The 14,997-nt window shown below is 62.3% G+C and carries 8 protein-coding genes and 2 pseudogenes; 3 read left to right on the forward strand and 7 right to left on the reverse strand.

Annotated features, from left to right (window positions below; all coding sequences use genetic code 11):
- Positions 1–182: 182 nt before the first annotated feature.
- Positions 183–1,100: a recombinase family protein gene (locus GGQ90_RS27660; RefSeq protein ID WP_017503726.1), complete on the reverse strand. Its 918-nt coding sequence runs from the start codon at positions 1,098–1,100 to the stop codon at positions 183–185.
- 408 nt (positions 1,101–1,508) lie between these two features.
- On the opposite strand from GGQ90_RS27660, the gene GGQ90_RS27665 reads away from it, so the two are divergent.
- Positions 1,509–2,531 (forward strand): hypothetical protein, encoded by a 1,023-nt coding sequence (locus GGQ90_RS27665; protein ID WP_230188867.1) that lies wholly within the window; start codon positions 1,509–1,511, stop codon positions 2,529–2,531.
- A 1,781-nt stretch (positions 2,532–4,312) separates the two neighbouring features.
- Here GGQ90_RS27665 and GGQ90_RS27670 read toward each other — a convergent pair.
- The 3 genes from GGQ90_RS27670 to GGQ90_RS27680 all read right to left on the reverse strand — a co-directional run bounded on the left by GGQ90_RS27670 (position 4,313) and on the right by GGQ90_RS27680 (position 7,780).
- On the reverse strand, positions 4,313–5,428 hold the full coding sequence (locus tag GGQ90_RS27670; RefSeq protein WP_188084536.1) for a replication initiator protein A: 1,116 nt from the start codon (positions 5,426–5,428) through the stop codon (positions 4,313–4,315).
- 79 nt (positions 5,429–5,507) lie between these two features.
- Positions 5,508–6,587, reverse strand: a complete 1,080-nt coding sequence (locus GGQ90_RS27675) for a ParB/RepB/Spo0J family partition protein (protein ID WP_188084533.1) — start codon at positions 6,585–6,587, stop codon at positions 5,508–5,510.
- Positions 6,584–7,780 (reverse strand): AAA family ATPase, encoded by a 1,197-nt coding sequence (locus GGQ90_RS27680; RefSeq protein WP_029623213.1) that lies wholly within the window; start codon positions 7,778–7,780, stop codon positions 6,584–6,586. The genes GGQ90_RS27675 and GGQ90_RS27680 overlap by 4 nt, the downstream gene beginning before the upstream one ends.
- A gap of 537 nt (positions 7,781–8,317) precedes the next feature.
- Between GGQ90_RS27680 and GGQ90_RS27685 the strand changes: the two genes are divergently transcribed.
- Positions 8,318–9,163 carry a DUF7146 domain-containing protein gene (locus GGQ90_RS27685; protein WP_188084534.1) on the forward strand — a complete coding sequence of 282 codons (846 nt, stop codon included), beginning with the start codon at positions 8,318–8,320 and terminating at the stop codon, positions 9,161–9,163.
- 1,141 nt (positions 9,164–10,304) lie between these two features.
- Positions 10,305–11,411: pseudogene (locus tag GGQ90_RS30070) on the forward strand (strawberry notch family protein); the annotation flags it as partial.
- 143 nt (positions 11,412–11,554) lie between these two features.
- Here the strand turns inward: GGQ90_RS30070 and GGQ90_RS27695 are convergent.
- The 3 genes and pseudogenes from GGQ90_RS27695 to GGQ90_RS27705 all read right to left on the reverse strand — a co-directional run.
- Entirely contained in the window at positions 11,555–12,559 is a 1,005-nt protein-coding gene (locus GGQ90_RS27695) for a site-specific integrase (RefSeq protein WP_142632406.1), read from the reverse strand.
- Positions 12,556–13,911: a tyrosine-type recombinase/integrase gene (locus GGQ90_RS27700; RefSeq protein WP_008832422.1), complete on the reverse strand. Its 1,356-nt coding sequence runs from the start codon at positions 13,909–13,911 to the stop codon at positions 12,556–12,558. The genes GGQ90_RS27695 and GGQ90_RS27700 overlap by 4 nt, the downstream gene beginning before the upstream one ends.
- Positions 13,908–14,903 (reverse strand): annotated as a pseudogene (locus tag GGQ90_RS27705) (site-specific integrase); the annotation flags it as partial. The gene GGQ90_RS27700 and the pseudogene GGQ90_RS27705, both read right to left, overlap by 4 nt.
- Positions 14,904–14,997: the final 94 nt, after the last annotated feature.

Raw genomic sequence — 14,997 nt, forward strand, 5'->3', positions numbered from 1 at the left:
CGGGCGACGCCGCCCCGCCGAAAGCCTCACAAATACTACGCTACGTCACCCCAAGCGACCCTCCCGCGGAGCGGGTTCGTGCTTTGGTCGGCAGCCGACTCCACGTGAGTGTCAGCTGTCCTCGCGATCCGGCTCCAATCCGGACAGTCGCCTACCGGCCCGCAGCCGACCTTCTCCGGCATTCACGGCGATAAGGTCGCCGGTAACTTCGGCACGACGATCAAGCCCAAATTCCGCGCCTGAGAAATCACGCGCCTCACCCCCTCAGGCGACCATTGCGTACCTTTGCGCGGCGTTGGCTCTCGCAAATCCTTGCTCAACCACGTCGCGAGGCTGCGAAGAGTAGCATCTGGATCGTTGTTGAGCTTGTCGGCCACCAGCAATGCGATCCGACTGTCGGGAGCCAATCGCGGCGCCGCCTCGAGTATCACCCGATCAGCGTAGCCCGCTTCGACCAACGTTCGGCATGCCTTCACCAGGGTACGCTCGGAAAACGACCGCACCGGCGGCTTAAGCGCCTGAATACGCCGGAGCACCAAGCTCCAGGGTAAGTGCGGTCGCAACCGCTCGACGATTGGCAGCCATCGAAGCCGGCCATCGACCAATTCGTGAAGATGCTTTTCCTTCAAACTGTGGCGCAAGTCGCCTATCGCCGACGGGTCTCTCGCGCGCATCTTCGGATTTCCCGGTCTGGCGCCGCGCGCAACCGCGGCCTTCAGCCCTGCCCGCGTCCGCTCGCGAATAAGCGCACGTTCGAACTCCGCAAAGGCGCCAAGCATCTGTGTCATCAGCATCCCTTGCGGGCTGCTGGTGTCGATCGGATCATTGATCGAGCGAAAATACGCTCCCTTGGCGCGGAGCGCTTCGACGATTTCCAGCAAATGTGACAACGATCGTGCGAGGCGATCGATCCGCACAACCACGAGGGTGTCCCCCTGTCCCACCGCTGCGAGCGCGCTGGCCAGTTTCGGACGGCTGCGGCTAGCGCCGCTGGCCCGGTCCTCGAATAGGGTTACACAGCCTGCGCGTCTTAACTCACTAATCTGGGCGAAGGTATCCTGTTCGTCGGTAGAAACGCGGGCGTAACCGATCAAGGGCATTTGTCACAATCCATCTAACGGGGTCAACCGACCGGTTGCCCCCATTGGACAACTCTTTCAATCCCGCGAGGCCACCCCTTCCCCAACCCGAGCTTACGGGTCTGAATGCGGCGAGACGGCCCGGAAAGCCCCTCAGAACGGCGTTGGGCGCGTCAATGCCCCGCCGCCCGCCGACGCGAAACGGCGCTCCTACGGGCTTTCTCGGGCCGATGCCGGCCGAGTCCTGTGTTTTGGTATCAGCCTGACGGTCGAAATCGCCGGATGACCTAGAGTCCTGCGGTTTGGGGAAACCGACAGCGAGCAATAGCCGGGATTCGGCTTAAATGATAGGGTCATGATAAACCCCCATTATCACGACTACGCATACCAGCCAATTTGACTGAGAGGCACTTTGGGTTAAAAAACGGCGTGGACGCTCCTCTTTCCAACAGCCGCTATGGCCCCGCCTACAGCGCGAAGATGGTCTCTGCGATCGCCTCCTGCACGGCCGCTATTACGCGTCTGGATGCCCGGTTTTGCGTGAGTTCGGTGGCATCGGCCTGGGCGCGCCGCGCCGCCTGGAGCGGCTACACCCGCGCGCTGCAACTGCAATCGGCCGAGATCGACGAAATCGACGTCTTTTCCTGGGGCTGCGGGCTGCAAATCCCCGGCCGGCCGCTGCGGTCGACCAACCTCGACCTGTTCGATCGCTTTCCCGCCTGGGATGCCGCACTTCGCGATCCCGACCCCCTCGCCTGGCGCGATGCGCTCCCGACCGCGATCGGCGAGATCGAGATCGCCGCGGACCATGCGCCGCTGATCCGCGCGCTCGATCGGGTCCGCCAGCATGCGCGTCTCGACGGCACCGCTCTGCCCTGGCTCTCGCTGCCCTTCGCTCTGCGCGACAAGGGGCTGGTGACCACTCCCCTCCCCTGCCTCGCGGGCGGCGGGAAGGCATTCAGGCTGAAGCGGACCGTTGGCGACGAGGACTGGTATGCGGCGTTGCGCAGCCTAGAGGCAAGCGCCACCGCAAACCTCGAACGGTTGCACGAGCTGGAGAAGCTCCATCGCGAGGCCCAGCGCGCGATCGTCGCGGAATATCGACCCGGCAATCTCCCGGCGCTCGCGGCCCTCCTCCATCACCGGCCCCTGCTCTCGCCTCAGTCGCTGGCGGATCTGCTGGGCATGAGCGTTGCCGGCGCGAGCAAACTCCTGGCCCGTGGCGTCGACTGCGGTTTGCTCGTGGAGATCACCAAGCGGCGGACCTGGCGCGTGTTCCTGACCACGGACCTTGCCGTCGAGTTTGGCTTTGCTGCGCCCAAGCGCGGGCGGCCGCGCAACGAGACCCCTCCCCCGCCTGCGAGCCGCGAGCTGGCCGAGGTCTTCGATGCCTTCGATCGCGAGATGGAGAACATCGACAAGCTTCTCCAGCAACGCGCCGTGAGTTCGTAAAAGAAGGTCCGCGGGAGGATGTTTCGAATGCCGCCCGATCTGATGAACCGGGCTTTCTCCCCGAACACCGCTCTCTCGGATGATTGGAATGTCGTCGGCTAGTCAGGGCCTGTCTACTGAGGTGCGCCCGGTAGACGGTCCACCCCAGGGGGTAGGTGCCTCCCCTCCCTGCTCGCAATTCACAGCGCCGGATACAGCGAGGATCGATACGCCGGCGAGCGCGGTGCCGTTCCCCTTGTCCCAAGGGTGAAACTCGAACTCTGCAGTCGGCGGCTATCGGCTCTCGTAAGTTGTATGCGGTAGCTGGGACATCCAGTCGACGGCTCGTCTGAGCCGCAACGGCTCTAGCCCACCGGCTGCTGTTCGTGATCAGGCTTTGGTAGGAAGGCCCCACAGCGCCTTCTGGGCGTTTTGCTTGCCCTGCGGATAGCCATGGGTGGAAACGCGCTGTGCGGGCTGCTGGCGCCGCTCAGTGCAGCTCGGACCTGGTTCGGGTTTCACAGAGCGGTTCCTGTCACAGTGCCTTCGCTGAACAGTGCCCAGAGAGGTTTGGTGCGATAACCGGGTCGTAAGGAGCCAGGGCGCTGCGATGATCGGCGGTGATGTGCGGTCGCATGTCTGAGGCGACGAACGTGACGGAGCATTAGGGTTGGACGATTTGGCTAGTGCGCGGCGATCGTCCCTACCCCTTCTTCCCAATCAATTCTTCAAAAGAAGGAAGCGCCGCAGGCGGGTTAATCTCTTTAGAGAATAGGATAAAAAGTTAGGCTGTGGATGGATCTTTCGCGACTCGCCGATTCAGAGCGAGTCGGGAGTTGAGCGCCGTTCCCATTATACCGTTTGGCCGTTCCTGAAATACCCTGCGTGCCGTTCCCAATGAACCGTGATTCGGTTCCTAATGTACCGAGCCCTGTTCCTGAAATACCGTGGGCAGGGTCTGGGCGACGGGGCCTCGCCGGGGGAGTAAAACGCGTTTTACTCGTCCGAAAAGTGGCTGTTTTCGGTGCCTTTCAGGCATGTTACACCCTGCAGCGCTCGTTGTCGAACTATAGGCGTCAGGCGAGACCGCCCTGTGTTCGGAGGAGTCGAGCGGCATTTCCGCGGCCCTCCCGAGTCCTTGGGTGATTCATTGACGGTCTTTTAGGAACGGGACCCTGCCGAACTGACCTATAACGGCGATGATCTCGGCGTTTTGTTGCCTTGAGCGCATCCCGCTCGGCAGCCTGGACCGTGAAATTTCGAGGTTTCTCGGGAGCCGGCCAGGGATCTCGACGGTACATTGGGAACGGAGCCTGGCCAGGCGATGGGCGCCGATTGTGGATGTCTAGCGATCCCGGAGGCGTAGGCAGTCGAAGCATTCACGGTATTTCAGGAACGGCATCGAGGCAGAGAGGATGACTCCCCTCCCCTCCCCCAGCCTCTTCGGAGCGTCTAAAGTTTGACCTTTAGCTGGCAAATCCGGGCAATCTGATCACAAATCCGACCCTGTCAGCGCCGTTCCTTAAGTACCGTGAAGGCTGGCTGGAGAGGTGGACCGGGCGATCGTCGTGCTAGCACAGCGGTGCCCGGCAAAGCCCATCCGAGGAGGCGGCGGGCGAAGGATCGCGCGTGGTTGGGTCTTCGCAGCCCACGCAATTTTGATAGGGCGCCATACAGAGGGTTCCGAGGCCCGGCTCGTTACTTCAGGAACGGTCCACACGGATGAGTTGGCGTGCGCGAGTGAGCCGTTCTCGACCCTGTTCCTGAAAGACCGTTTTGGCGGATTGCGCCTACGGCGTCGATCAGTTGACCGGACGCTGCTTCGCGCAAAAGGACGCGAATATCTGCGTGATGTTCTTCGCGTTGAACGCTATCTCGCGCTGCCGGAGGAAGTTCCGGAAATCGTCTCCAACGAGACCGTGGTCGCGTTGGGGGCTGGGCAGGTTGGCGCGGGCGATCGCACCGAAAGCCGAATGCGAGATATGGCCGCTCGAGGGGAAGGAGATACTCGGTTCCTCGGGCGCCTTTTCCTTGACGGCCGCAGGCGAAGTTTGGGCGAGGGCAGGGGAGGGCTTGCCCTCCTCGGACGGCTCCCGATCGCGCCTGGTCATGCGCAGCAGCGGTTCGGCATCGTCACGCTGTTCGATGTCCAGGGAGTAGCCTGGCAGATCGTTCTCCCGAGCGATCTTGGTCATCTCGAACTTGAAGCGCCGATAATCGCCTTCTGCGCCGGATTTCTCGAAGAGCGTTGGCATTGAGATGGCGAAACCGTCACTGCCGGCCCCACCGGCATGTTTGCGCGCGACCCGATAGAGCCAGCGTTCTCGACCGCCTGTGAGCGAGAAATAAGCCGGATCGATGGCGAGCACGCCTCCGTCCATCAGCACTCCGTCGTAGAACCATTTCGCGAGGGTAATTCGCATCCCCCGCACGTTTCCGGAACGATCCTTGAGCTGGCTGTGACTGTCGATCCAGGAGAAGGTGGTCTCGACGGCATCCCCGGAGCGGATGTTCGTCTTGACGGTGGTCGATTGGAGCCGGTCGAGGGCATTGCCCAGGAGATCGTAGGCGCGTCCGCCAACCTCGCGCTTCAGAGTCTTCAGCATGTCGTATGGGACGACGTGGAGCGTCTGCGGGATGTCGTTGGCGCCTCGCCGCTTGTGCTCGATCAACACTGACGCGCAGTAAATCAGGATGTCGAGGTCGTAGATAGTCGCCAGGCCATATTCCGAGTTCGCGGAGACATGGACGGTGATCTTACGATCCGGGCTGACATAGTCGATCGGCTTGAGCCGCTTGCGCTTCGACAGCGAGAAAAAGGGCCGCTCCATCGTCTCGCGCTGATCCCGGAGAGGAAGCGCAGTCAGCTGAGGGAGAAAGAGGTCTACCTGACCGTCTTCGCGGTGATCCTGTTGCATCTCGTGTCCTGCGGCATCGGTAAAACGCATTTTACCAGGAGCCAACTAATTGAAAATAAAGCGTTAAACCAGATTTTACTCAATTCCGACTGAACTTCGCGCTCTCAAGGGCAGGGCGGAGCGCTTCGAGGATCTCGTCGACCGACGCTGTGCCCTTGGGGTTGATGTTGATGGTAAGTCCCTTGGCCCGTGTATCAGCGAGAACCTGTCCGATCTCGCGGCCCGATGAGGCGGTGAGGGCCGGCTTGGCGCGGGGTACAGGCTTCCTCGTCGCCGCGGGAGCCACCGCGGCCGCGGCCAGGCGCTCACAGACCTTGATACCCTCGATCTTGTCGCTTCCAGCATCTTTCAGAGCCTGTTGCTCGGCTCCGAGGGCTACAGCTGCGGCGATGATCGCGTCTCGGTGCTGTTCATTCTTCAGCAGGGGCGAGAGCCGCATGCCGTGCCGGACCTTGAGATCTCCAGGCTCAGCGAACGCTGCCACGACCTCGTCAGGCAACTCCGCGAGCTGGAGGAGGTTGTGGAGGTTCTGCTTGGCGATGGCCAAGCGATCGGCCATCTGCGTGCGAACCCCGTTGTAATATGCGTCGACGGCGTGCCTGTAATTGCGCGCACGCTCCAAATCGGTGACGTCCTCGCGCTCTCGATTTTCCAAATCGGCAAGCCGGAAAGCGGCCTCGTCATCGAGCGTCTCGATACGCGCTACGAGCTCGATTTCGCTATGGTTGTTGGCATTCAGCCAGGAAACCGAGAAATGCCGGCGGGTGCCGACGATCAACTCGTAGGGAGTCTCGGCGTTCGGCGTCCGCCGCACCACAACCGGCTCGCGGTTCGTTCCCTCCTCGCGGATGGAATCAATGAGCGAGGCACAGCGTTCGTGGCTCAGCGCCGCATGATCGCGAGCATTGCCCGGCCAGATGGAGCATTCCGAGGGCTTCAGACGGATAGTCGGACGTTTGACCGTGCGGGCGATCTCATCGAACGCAATACCTCGCCGCTCCAGGAATGAGGGCGTCGAAGGTTCGTCAACCGGCTTATCGCGATCGACCAGCACCTCGGCATCCACGACTTCGGCCACGGACGTGGGGGCAGGGGTCGTGCCGATGCTCTCGATGGCATTCGCCAGTAGGCTGCGACGCCGGCCCCCTGCGCTGCTCATGCCGCCTCCGTCAGTCTGTCGGTGCCGACCTGCGCCATACGCGACGGCCACTGCTTGCAAATATCCTTTTCGATCTCGCGAAACACCATGTTGAGGTTGTCACGGCACCGCGTGTACGTCTGGTGCGACCCATATGGCTTGTTGATTTCGTAGATCGACGACATCGACAGCCCGGCATTCTTGATCTCTTCCGACAGGAGGATCGGCGTCGATAGCATCTGGCCGGCGTAGGTCTTCTCCATGACCTGAAGCATTTGAGCCTCGTTGGTCCTGTTGGGCTGGAACATGGTGCAGACGACGCGAATGAACCCGTAGTCGATCGAAGTGTCGAACTTCGAGACGAGGTCCATCGCTTCCCTACAGGTCTGCATGAAGTGGATTGTCGAAAGATAATCCAGTTGCCGAGCCGGCACCGGGATCAGCAAGCCGTCCGCGGCCGTCAACGTGTTCACGCCCAAAAAACCCATGGCGGGGGGAGGATCGAGGATTACGACATCATAGTCGTGCCGGACCTCTTCCAGGCCGATTCTCAGCATGCGAAATGCGCCGGCAATGGCGGTCGGGCCCTCCTCGATGGTTGCTGTCAGTTCCCACTCGGTGTCCTGGAGGCCCAGGTTGGCGGGGCAGATATCGATATTGGGCCAGGCGGTCTTTTGGATCGTCTTTCGCAGCGAATCGGCTTCGTCGATTCTGGGCGAGAGGAAGTTCGAGAGCGTGTGCGTCTCGTCCACCAATGCCTCGAGATTGACGTCGAACATAACACTCATCGACGCCTGGGGATCGCAATCGACAACGAGGACGCGATATCCCCGCAGCGCAAGGTAGTCTGCAAGATGCTTGCCCGTCGTCGATTTGCTGACGCCGCCCTTGAAGTTCTGCACTGCAATGACGACCGCGCGCTCGGAGGGCAATTTACCCATCTTGATGCCAAGCTTCTCGCGAATGGCGATCAAATCTTCGACCGTGTAGAATCGGCGTCCGTTGGTGGCCGTCTTGGGTGCGGGCAAGCGTCCGCGCGCCTCAGCCTTCGAAAGCGCTTCTGGCGTTCGGCCAAGCAATTCAGCGGCGACCGTCGCCCCCATTGAAATGTTCAGCGTTTTGCGATCGGATGGATCAATGGCTGCCTGCCGCAGCACGGTCTTGGCATTCTCGCACGAGGTAATCATCGCATCGAGAATCTGACCCGACAGCATGGGCATGTCCCCTTTTTGAACCCAAACCGGCCACGGTTCGTGAAAAGCACCGCATAATGGCCCCTAATCCCGGACAGATATGCCAAATGCAGGGTGGTTAGTCAAATACGGCGACCTGACCCGGCGTGCGCAGGGACAAGCCCTCTTGCCGCCCCCGAGTCCCGGACCATCCGCGCGTATATCATTTCACCTATAAACCCGGACCAAAATCAAGACGAGTCGCTCGCCAGCACCCGCTGCTTGAGGACTTATCCGCAATTCTTGTCCGACTTAGAAAGCTCAGACAACGGGCATTCACAGCAACGCGAATCATCTCGAAGATCATTGGCGGGCACAGGGTCAGCGATGGAACCTATCAGTCCACGGCGATTCGGGTCGAACTTGGACTATTCGCTCCAACAACTGCTTTCGAGTCATGAAAGAGTCGCGCCTCGCACGACCCGTCGCGCGATCTGTTCCGTCTTGCTTCTCCGATAACCTCTAAAACGATGTTCGTGGAGAAGGGAAGGGGGGCCGAGGTTGTGAAAGGAGCCGATCATGGCCCTCACAGCCGAACGACCTTCGCAGCAACTCATCGATCTTGTTGGCGCACTTGGCGGCACATGGCACGGCAGAACCGCAATGTGCCTTTGCCCGGCGCATTCCGACAGCACCCCAAGCCTGTCGATCCGCCAAGGCAATCGCGGTATTTTGGTGACCTGCTTCGCGGGATGCGATCGGGAAGACGTTCTGCGTGAACTCCGACGCGTGCCCATCCGCGACCATTTCAGCTATACCCATGCTCCTGCCGTTTCTTCCGGCAATGCGAGCCGGCTGTGGGATGAAGCCCTTTCCCTCGAAGGCACGCTGGCAGAACGCTATCTCGCCTCGCGCTATCTCGCGCCGATCACGGACGACCTGCGCTTCCATCCACGCTGTCCGTACCGGCCAAAGCCCTGGACGAGCTTCCACCCGGCTCTTCTGGTAGCGGTGCGGGAAGGGCGGCGGCTCACAGCCGTCCAGAGAATATTCCTCGATCCCATGACTGCGCGCTATCGCATGAAGCTCATGCTCGGTCGGCCAGCGGCCGGCGCGTGGCAAGGGGGAGGGCGGGGCGCCACGGTCCTCGCCCTCGCCGAAGGCTTTGAGACCGCGCGCGCCTTCACCATTCTCAATGCGCTGCCATGCTGGGCAAGTCTCGGAGCGCGGCGACTGCATCAGATCCGCCTCCCGGAGACCGTGCAAACGCTCATCCTTGCCCAGGATAATGACGCGGAAGGCGTCCGCGCCGCCGATCAGGCCGAACTGCTCTACACTCGGCCCGGCCTCACGATCGAACGAATGCCGCCGCCGCGCGGTATCGAAGATTGGGCCAAGGAACTCGAGAGGCGTATGGCGGCCTGATCGGGCCGGATAGAATCCCGACTCTCGATATTGTGGCTGGACCGCCTCGAACGGCTCAACCCGTGGAACATGGCCAACCCAGCGCAATGGGAAGGGGAGGGGGGCGGAGGACTGATGCTGCCGACGGGGCAGCCAGTCTGGAGACCCCACCATGTCCGATCTCTTCGATACCGCCACTGCGGCTGAGCGCCGCGCGGCCGTCATTCTTGCCGATCGTCTGCGTTCGACCGATCCGATCACTCGCGCTGACCTCAATGCGGCCATGGTCGAGGGCTTTGGAGGGACGGACGCCGACGGCTTCTGGACCCAGCGTGACAGCTTCGAGATCCTCGAACACGCGCTCGCCCACCATCTCCAGTTCGGACCCTATCCCCTCCGCTCGCTCGATGACGTCGCCGCCGCCTGCGATCTCCTGGACCGGCTGCCCACCCAGACCGTTCGCAGCGAGGATCAGATTGAATGGCAGCAATTCTCGACGCCCGTCGATCTTGCGGCGATCGCCGTCCTTCTCGCCAACGTTCAGAGCGATGACATCATCCTCGAACCCAGCGCGGGCAACGGCCTTCTCGTAGCCCACTGCCGGGATTTCTCGGCCCTGCAACTCAACGAATATGCGCCGGCCCGCCGTGCCCGGCTCGCCGACGTCTTCCCCGACGCCGTTGTCACCGGCCACGATGGCGCGGTGATCAACTCGACCCTCGCAGCCGCGCCGCGGCCGAGCCTGATCCTCATGAACCCGCCATTTTCCCGCTCGGTCGGGCTCGGCGCCGACGCACACGCCGCCGTCCGTCATCTCCAGGCAGCGCTACGCCGCCTCCAGACCGGCGGCAGGCTCGTTGCGATCATGCCCGACTGGTTCGGCCCCAATGCCCGGATGCGCGATCTCTTCGAGACCACCTTGCGCGATGTCAGCGTCCAGACTTCGGTGCGGCTCGAAAAATGCTATCTCAAGCACGGCACCTCGATCGCCGTCAGGCTCTTCGTCATCGACAAGGTGCCAGGCAAGACGATCCCCGCGACGATCCAACGCACCTCCATCCGCGACCTCATCGGCGCACTCACGATCCACGACCGAGCGGTTCTCGGCGCACCCTTGGCCCCCGCTCCGAAGCGGTCGAGCAGCCCTTCGCTCTTCCGCGCCATGAAGAGCAATCGCGCGCAGCCGCGTCCGTATCACGCGCCGGTCCGCAACAGTGTCCTGCCGGTCCAATATACGCCGCTCGATACGCCGGCACCGCTGCTCGACCAGGTCGGCGTCTATCTTCCCTATCGCCCGAGCAGGATCACCTTCGAGGCCGCCGGCGAACATCCGACCGCGCTTGTCGAATCGGTGGCTATGGGTTCAATCGCGGGGCCGATCCCCGCTTATGTGCCGAACTTGCCCGAGCGCACCGTATCGGAGCGCCTGCTATCGGCTTCGCAGCTCGAAACCGTCGTCTATGCCGGCCACGCCTGGGACCAGTTCCTGCCCGGACGGTTCAAACCCGCCAAGGAGGGCGTCGGTCTCACCGAGGCGGAAGACGGCCGTGCCTACCGCATGGGCTATTTCCTCGGCGACGGCACGGGCGCGGGGAAGGGCCGGCAGGTCGCGGCCTGCATTCTCGACAGCTGGCTTGCCGGCCGCCGGCGCAACATCTGGATTTCCAAGAACGAGGCGCTGCTTGAGGACGCCCGCCGTGACTGGACCGCGCTTGGCGGCCTTGCCGCTGACATCCAGCCTCTCGCCAACTGGAAGATCGATCAGGCAATCCCGCTCGAGCAGGGCGTGCTCTTCGTCACCTACCCCACGCTTCGCTCGGCGCGCGGTGACCACAGCCGCCTCCAGCAAATCATCGACTGGGCCGGCGAGGACTTCGAAGGCGTCATCGGCTTCGACGAGGCGCACGAGATGGGCGGCGTCGCTGGCGGCGAGGGCGCACTCGGCAAGAAGGAGGGCTCGCAGCAGGGCATTTCCGGCGTGCTGCTCCAGAACCACCTGCCCGGCGCCCGCGTCCTCTATGCCTCGGCCACGGGCGCGTCCGACGTCAACAACCTCGCTTATGCCGTGCGGCTCGGGCTCTGGGGCCCGGAAACGGCCTTTAGCAACCGTGAGCAGTTCATTGCGGGCATCCGCAAGGGCGGCATCGCGGCGATGGAGCTGGTGGCCCGCGACCTGAAGGCGCTCGGCCTCTACACCGCGAGGGCGCTCAGCTTCGCCGGCGTCGAATATGAGATCCTGCGCCACGAGCTGACGCGCGAGCAGATCGCGATCTACGATGCCTATGCCGACGCCTGGGGCATCTTATGCGCAGCTGCGCATAAGATACCTTATCGCGAGGTCGCGATAATGCGCAGGAACGTGGCGAAGGCCCGCAAAGCTGCTGAGCATTTCGCCACGTCCTTCACATTATTTCACAAGGCATCGAGCCACTCCATCAGGCTGGCTTCTCGTTTCCACGAAGGTGGCACGTTGCTCGCCGCCGGCGCCCCTACCTGCTCGAGCGCCTTTCGTTTGGTCTCCAGATTGGCCTGTGCGTAGTGGTTGGTCGTATCGAGGCTGACGTGTCCCAGCCAACTGCGGATGACGGTGATGTCGACCCCGGCAGCGACAAGGTGAACGGCAGTCGCGTGCCGGAAGCTGTGCGGCGTCACATTTTTGGACCGAAGCGACGGCACGGTTTCTGACGCCTTTCCTACATAGGAGGCGAGTTTGAACCGCACTCCCGAGGCGCCCAGCGGCTCACCATATCGATTGACGAAGATCCGCTGATCTGGCGCGCGCGGGTGACGTTCCAACAACTTCCTGAGCAACGTCACGGTTTCCGGCCAGAGTGGACAGATACGTTCCTTGCGACCCTTGCCGTAAAGACGCACGAAGTTCGGTGCGTCGAACCGGATCGCCTCGGGACAGAGGTCGAGGGCCTCCTGGATGCGCGCGCCGCTGTTATATAGGAACGAGAGTAGCACGTGGTCGCGCATTCCCTCGATTGTCGACCGGTCGGGCTGAGCAAGGATCGCTTCGACCTCCTCCGGCTCGAGATAGCAGGGTGCAACGGTAGGTTCCCGCTTGAGCGGGACGGTCAGGACCTCGGCGCATTGCGCGATGTATTCGGGATCCTTGTCAGCCACGAAGCTGAAGAAGCTGCGGATCGCGGCGAGCCGGCAGTTGCGTGTACCGATCGTGCCCCTGCGCCCATGCTCGGTGTGGTGGAGGAACGCGCGAACCTCTCCGGCCGAGACGTCGGCCAGCATGATCCGCGCGACCCCGCCGCCCTTTCGCTCCGCGATGAACCGAAGCAACAACCGCCAGGTGTCGCGGTAAGACCGGATCGTATGGACAGATGCACTGCGTTGCTCAGCCAACCATTCCTGAAAGAACGCCCGCAAGAATGCGGGGAAGAGATTGCCCTTCGTCATGACCGCGCCTCCATCGTGAGGCATCGGGCGCCGACGGTCCGGAACCGCTCGCTTGCTTCCTGCAGCAGGTCCTGCGTGACGGTGATGTAGACCAGCGTGGAGTTGATGTCCCGGTGGCCCATGTAGGTGGAGAGGAAGCGCAGTTTGTCCTGCGGATTGACGCCGGATCGATACCATTGAAGGATCCGGTTCACGACCATCGAGTGGCGCAGGTCATGAACACGCGGCCCTGTCCGCCCGGTCGGGGCCTTGAACCCGGCACGGCGCATGACGTTGGTGATCATCGTTGAGACCGTCACCGGGGTATAGCGATCATTGAAGTGCTCGTGCCAGAAGAGCCCGGACCGAGGATCCTGTGGGGCGCCAGCGCGCCGCCTTGCATCGATATAGGCCCGTAATTCGGCCATGACGCTGCCGGTTAGCGGCAATATCCTGGTCTTGTAGAACTTCGTTTCCCGCACTGTGATCGTGTCTGATTGAAGATCGACGTCACCCAGATCGAGCCCGGCGAGTTCACTACGGCGCAGTCCGGCACAATAGGCCAGAACCACCATGGTGTAGAGAACCATCGGCCGCAGCGGCGCGTCCGGCGACGGATAGGAGCGGGCAACGTCGAGCATCTGCCGAACGTCGGCCGGGCTGAAGATGTGCGGTCGTCGATGCTCTCGTGCCACTTCCCGCTCGGGACGGGCGTTGAAGCGTTTCGGTGGGATGCTGGGATCAAGGCGATACCGCGCCTTAGTCAGGAGGCGCCCGAGCTTCTGGCATTCAGCCGCGTGATTGCGGGTCAGCTTGGCAGTTGCCCAGCGCGCCAGCATCGTCTCAAGCGATGCCCCTGTCAGTTCCGGGGTCGCCTGGAGGAACCGATCGAACCGCAATAACCAGTGAGCCTGAGTCTCATACTGATACCCCCGGCTCCGCATCAACGCGACATGCTCACGCATGAAGTCCCCCAGCGAGCTGCCGAAGGGCGCGGGGCGTCGCAATGCGGCCAGGGCTCCGTCGGGATTTGCGGAAGCCAGCGCTCGCCAGATCGGCTTGCTTTGTTTGACGTTGTATTGACGGCGAAGCACGGCAACGGGATTATCTGCGATCAGCCCGATTTCGACGAGGTGGTCGAGGAAGCGATCGACAATGCAGACCTGGTTGAGCAGCGTCGGCATTCGCCAACGTTTTTCCATTTCCTTCAGCCAGACTTCGAGCATCTGCCGGTCGACCGCCGGATGACGCTGGGCTACATTCTCGAAGCTGCGAAGGAACCAGCGATAAGTCGGCCTGCTTCCCTGCCGGAACTGCGATTTTTCCAGGAAGGCGTCGATGACCGTGCGATCGGGATCGTGCCAAGCGCTCATGGCAGCACCTCCGATCCGGGCACGTCGAGCGCCACGGCTCGGAGATCATCTGTCGCCAGCTTGAGATAGGCGTTGGTGGATTCGGTGGATCGATGTCCGAGCACGTCGCCGATGATCTTTTGCGGGACCGACGCCCGCAGCATTTCGACCGCCCGCGCGTGGCGAAAGACATGCGCTCCTCGCTTTCCCGGCGGCTCGACGCCAGCGGCTGACAACCGCCCGCGGATCATGCCATACAGGTTTGTCATTGCGATATAGGGCGCGCAGGACCGGATGAAGATTTCCCGCCCCTCAACCTGGGGGCGCCCATTACGCAGATAGTCGAGGAGCGCCTCACCAACGGGCGCCAATAGCGGCAAGTAGGAGTACGCATTGGTCTTGGTGTGACGGATACGCAGGGCTTCTCCGCGCCAGTTCACGTCTTCAAGCCGAAGGCGACAGATCTCACCTTCGCGCAACCCATATGTGGCAAGCAGTTGAAGTACCGCAAAATCGCGCAGTCCCCGCGGCGATCCATCCTTCTTCGTCGCCGCCAGCACCGCGGCGATTTGGCGCCTGTCCAGCGTCGAGGGCACGTCTTCATAGGCGTAGAGCATGGGGCCGATGATGTGCGGCGTGAGATCCATCGGGATGCGCCTCGTCCGATGCAGATACCGCACCACCGACCGGAGCCGCTCAGCGACATCGGCCAATGATTTGCGCCGTAATCCAGGGGCGCGCATGTCCATGTAGAGATCGACCTCCCCGATGCTCAAGGTGTCGAGGCTGGCGGCCCCGCCCCGTTCGAACTGCCATCGCAGGAAGTTCCGTGCCTCCCACAGAAGCGCCGAGATGGAAGCGCTTGCCAGACCGCGCTCGTCGCGCAGCCATGCCTCGTATTCGCAGCAGATCGCCTGCCGATACGCGGTTTCCGGTTCGGTCATCTCTGGCTCGGGCGGCCATTTGCCTTGGGCAAGCCGGAGCAGTTTGTTGATCGATGTGCGGGGCAACATGGACTTGTAACGGATTTGCGCCGGTCACCTGAGCGATTAGAGCTCGCAACAGGAGACCGACGAGATGATCAAGCATACAGAAGAGTTCAAGCAT

The sequence above is a fragment of the Sphingobium scionense genome (genome assembly GCF_014197035.1).
Lineage (GTDB): Bacteria > Pseudomonadota > Alphaproteobacteria > Sphingomonadales > Sphingomonadaceae > Sphingobium > Sphingobium scionense.

Bases quoted from the DNA above. Each gene is read 5' to 3' on its own strand.
- GGQ90_RS27660 (WP_017503726.1), bottom strand. From the start codon at position 1,100: ATGCCCTTGATCGGTTACGCCCGCGTTTCTACCGACGAACAGGATACC.
- GGQ90_RS27670 (WP_188084536.1), bottom strand. From the start codon at position 5,428: ATGCAACAGGATCACCGCGAAGACGGTCAGGTAGACCTCTTTCTCCCT.
- GGQ90_RS27675 (WP_188084533.1), bottom strand. From the start codon at position 6,587: ATGAGCAGCGCAGGGGGCCGGCGTCGCAGCCTACTGGCGAATGCCATC.
- GGQ90_RS27680 (WP_029623213.1), bottom strand. From the start codon at position 7,780: ATGCTGTCGGGTCAGATTCTCGATGCGATGATTACCTCGTGCGAGAAT.
- GGQ90_RS27685 (WP_188084534.1), top strand. From the start codon at position 8,318: ATGGCCCTCACAGCCGAACGACCTTCGCAGCAACTCATCGATCTTGTT.
- GGQ90_RS27695 (WP_142632406.1), bottom strand. From the start codon at position 12,559: ATGACGAAGGGCAATCTCTTCCCCGCATTCTTGCGGGCGTTCTTTCAG.
- GGQ90_RS27700 (WP_008832422.1), bottom strand. From the start codon at position 13,911: ATGAGCGCTTGGCACGATCCCGATCGCACGGTCATCGACGCCTTCCTG.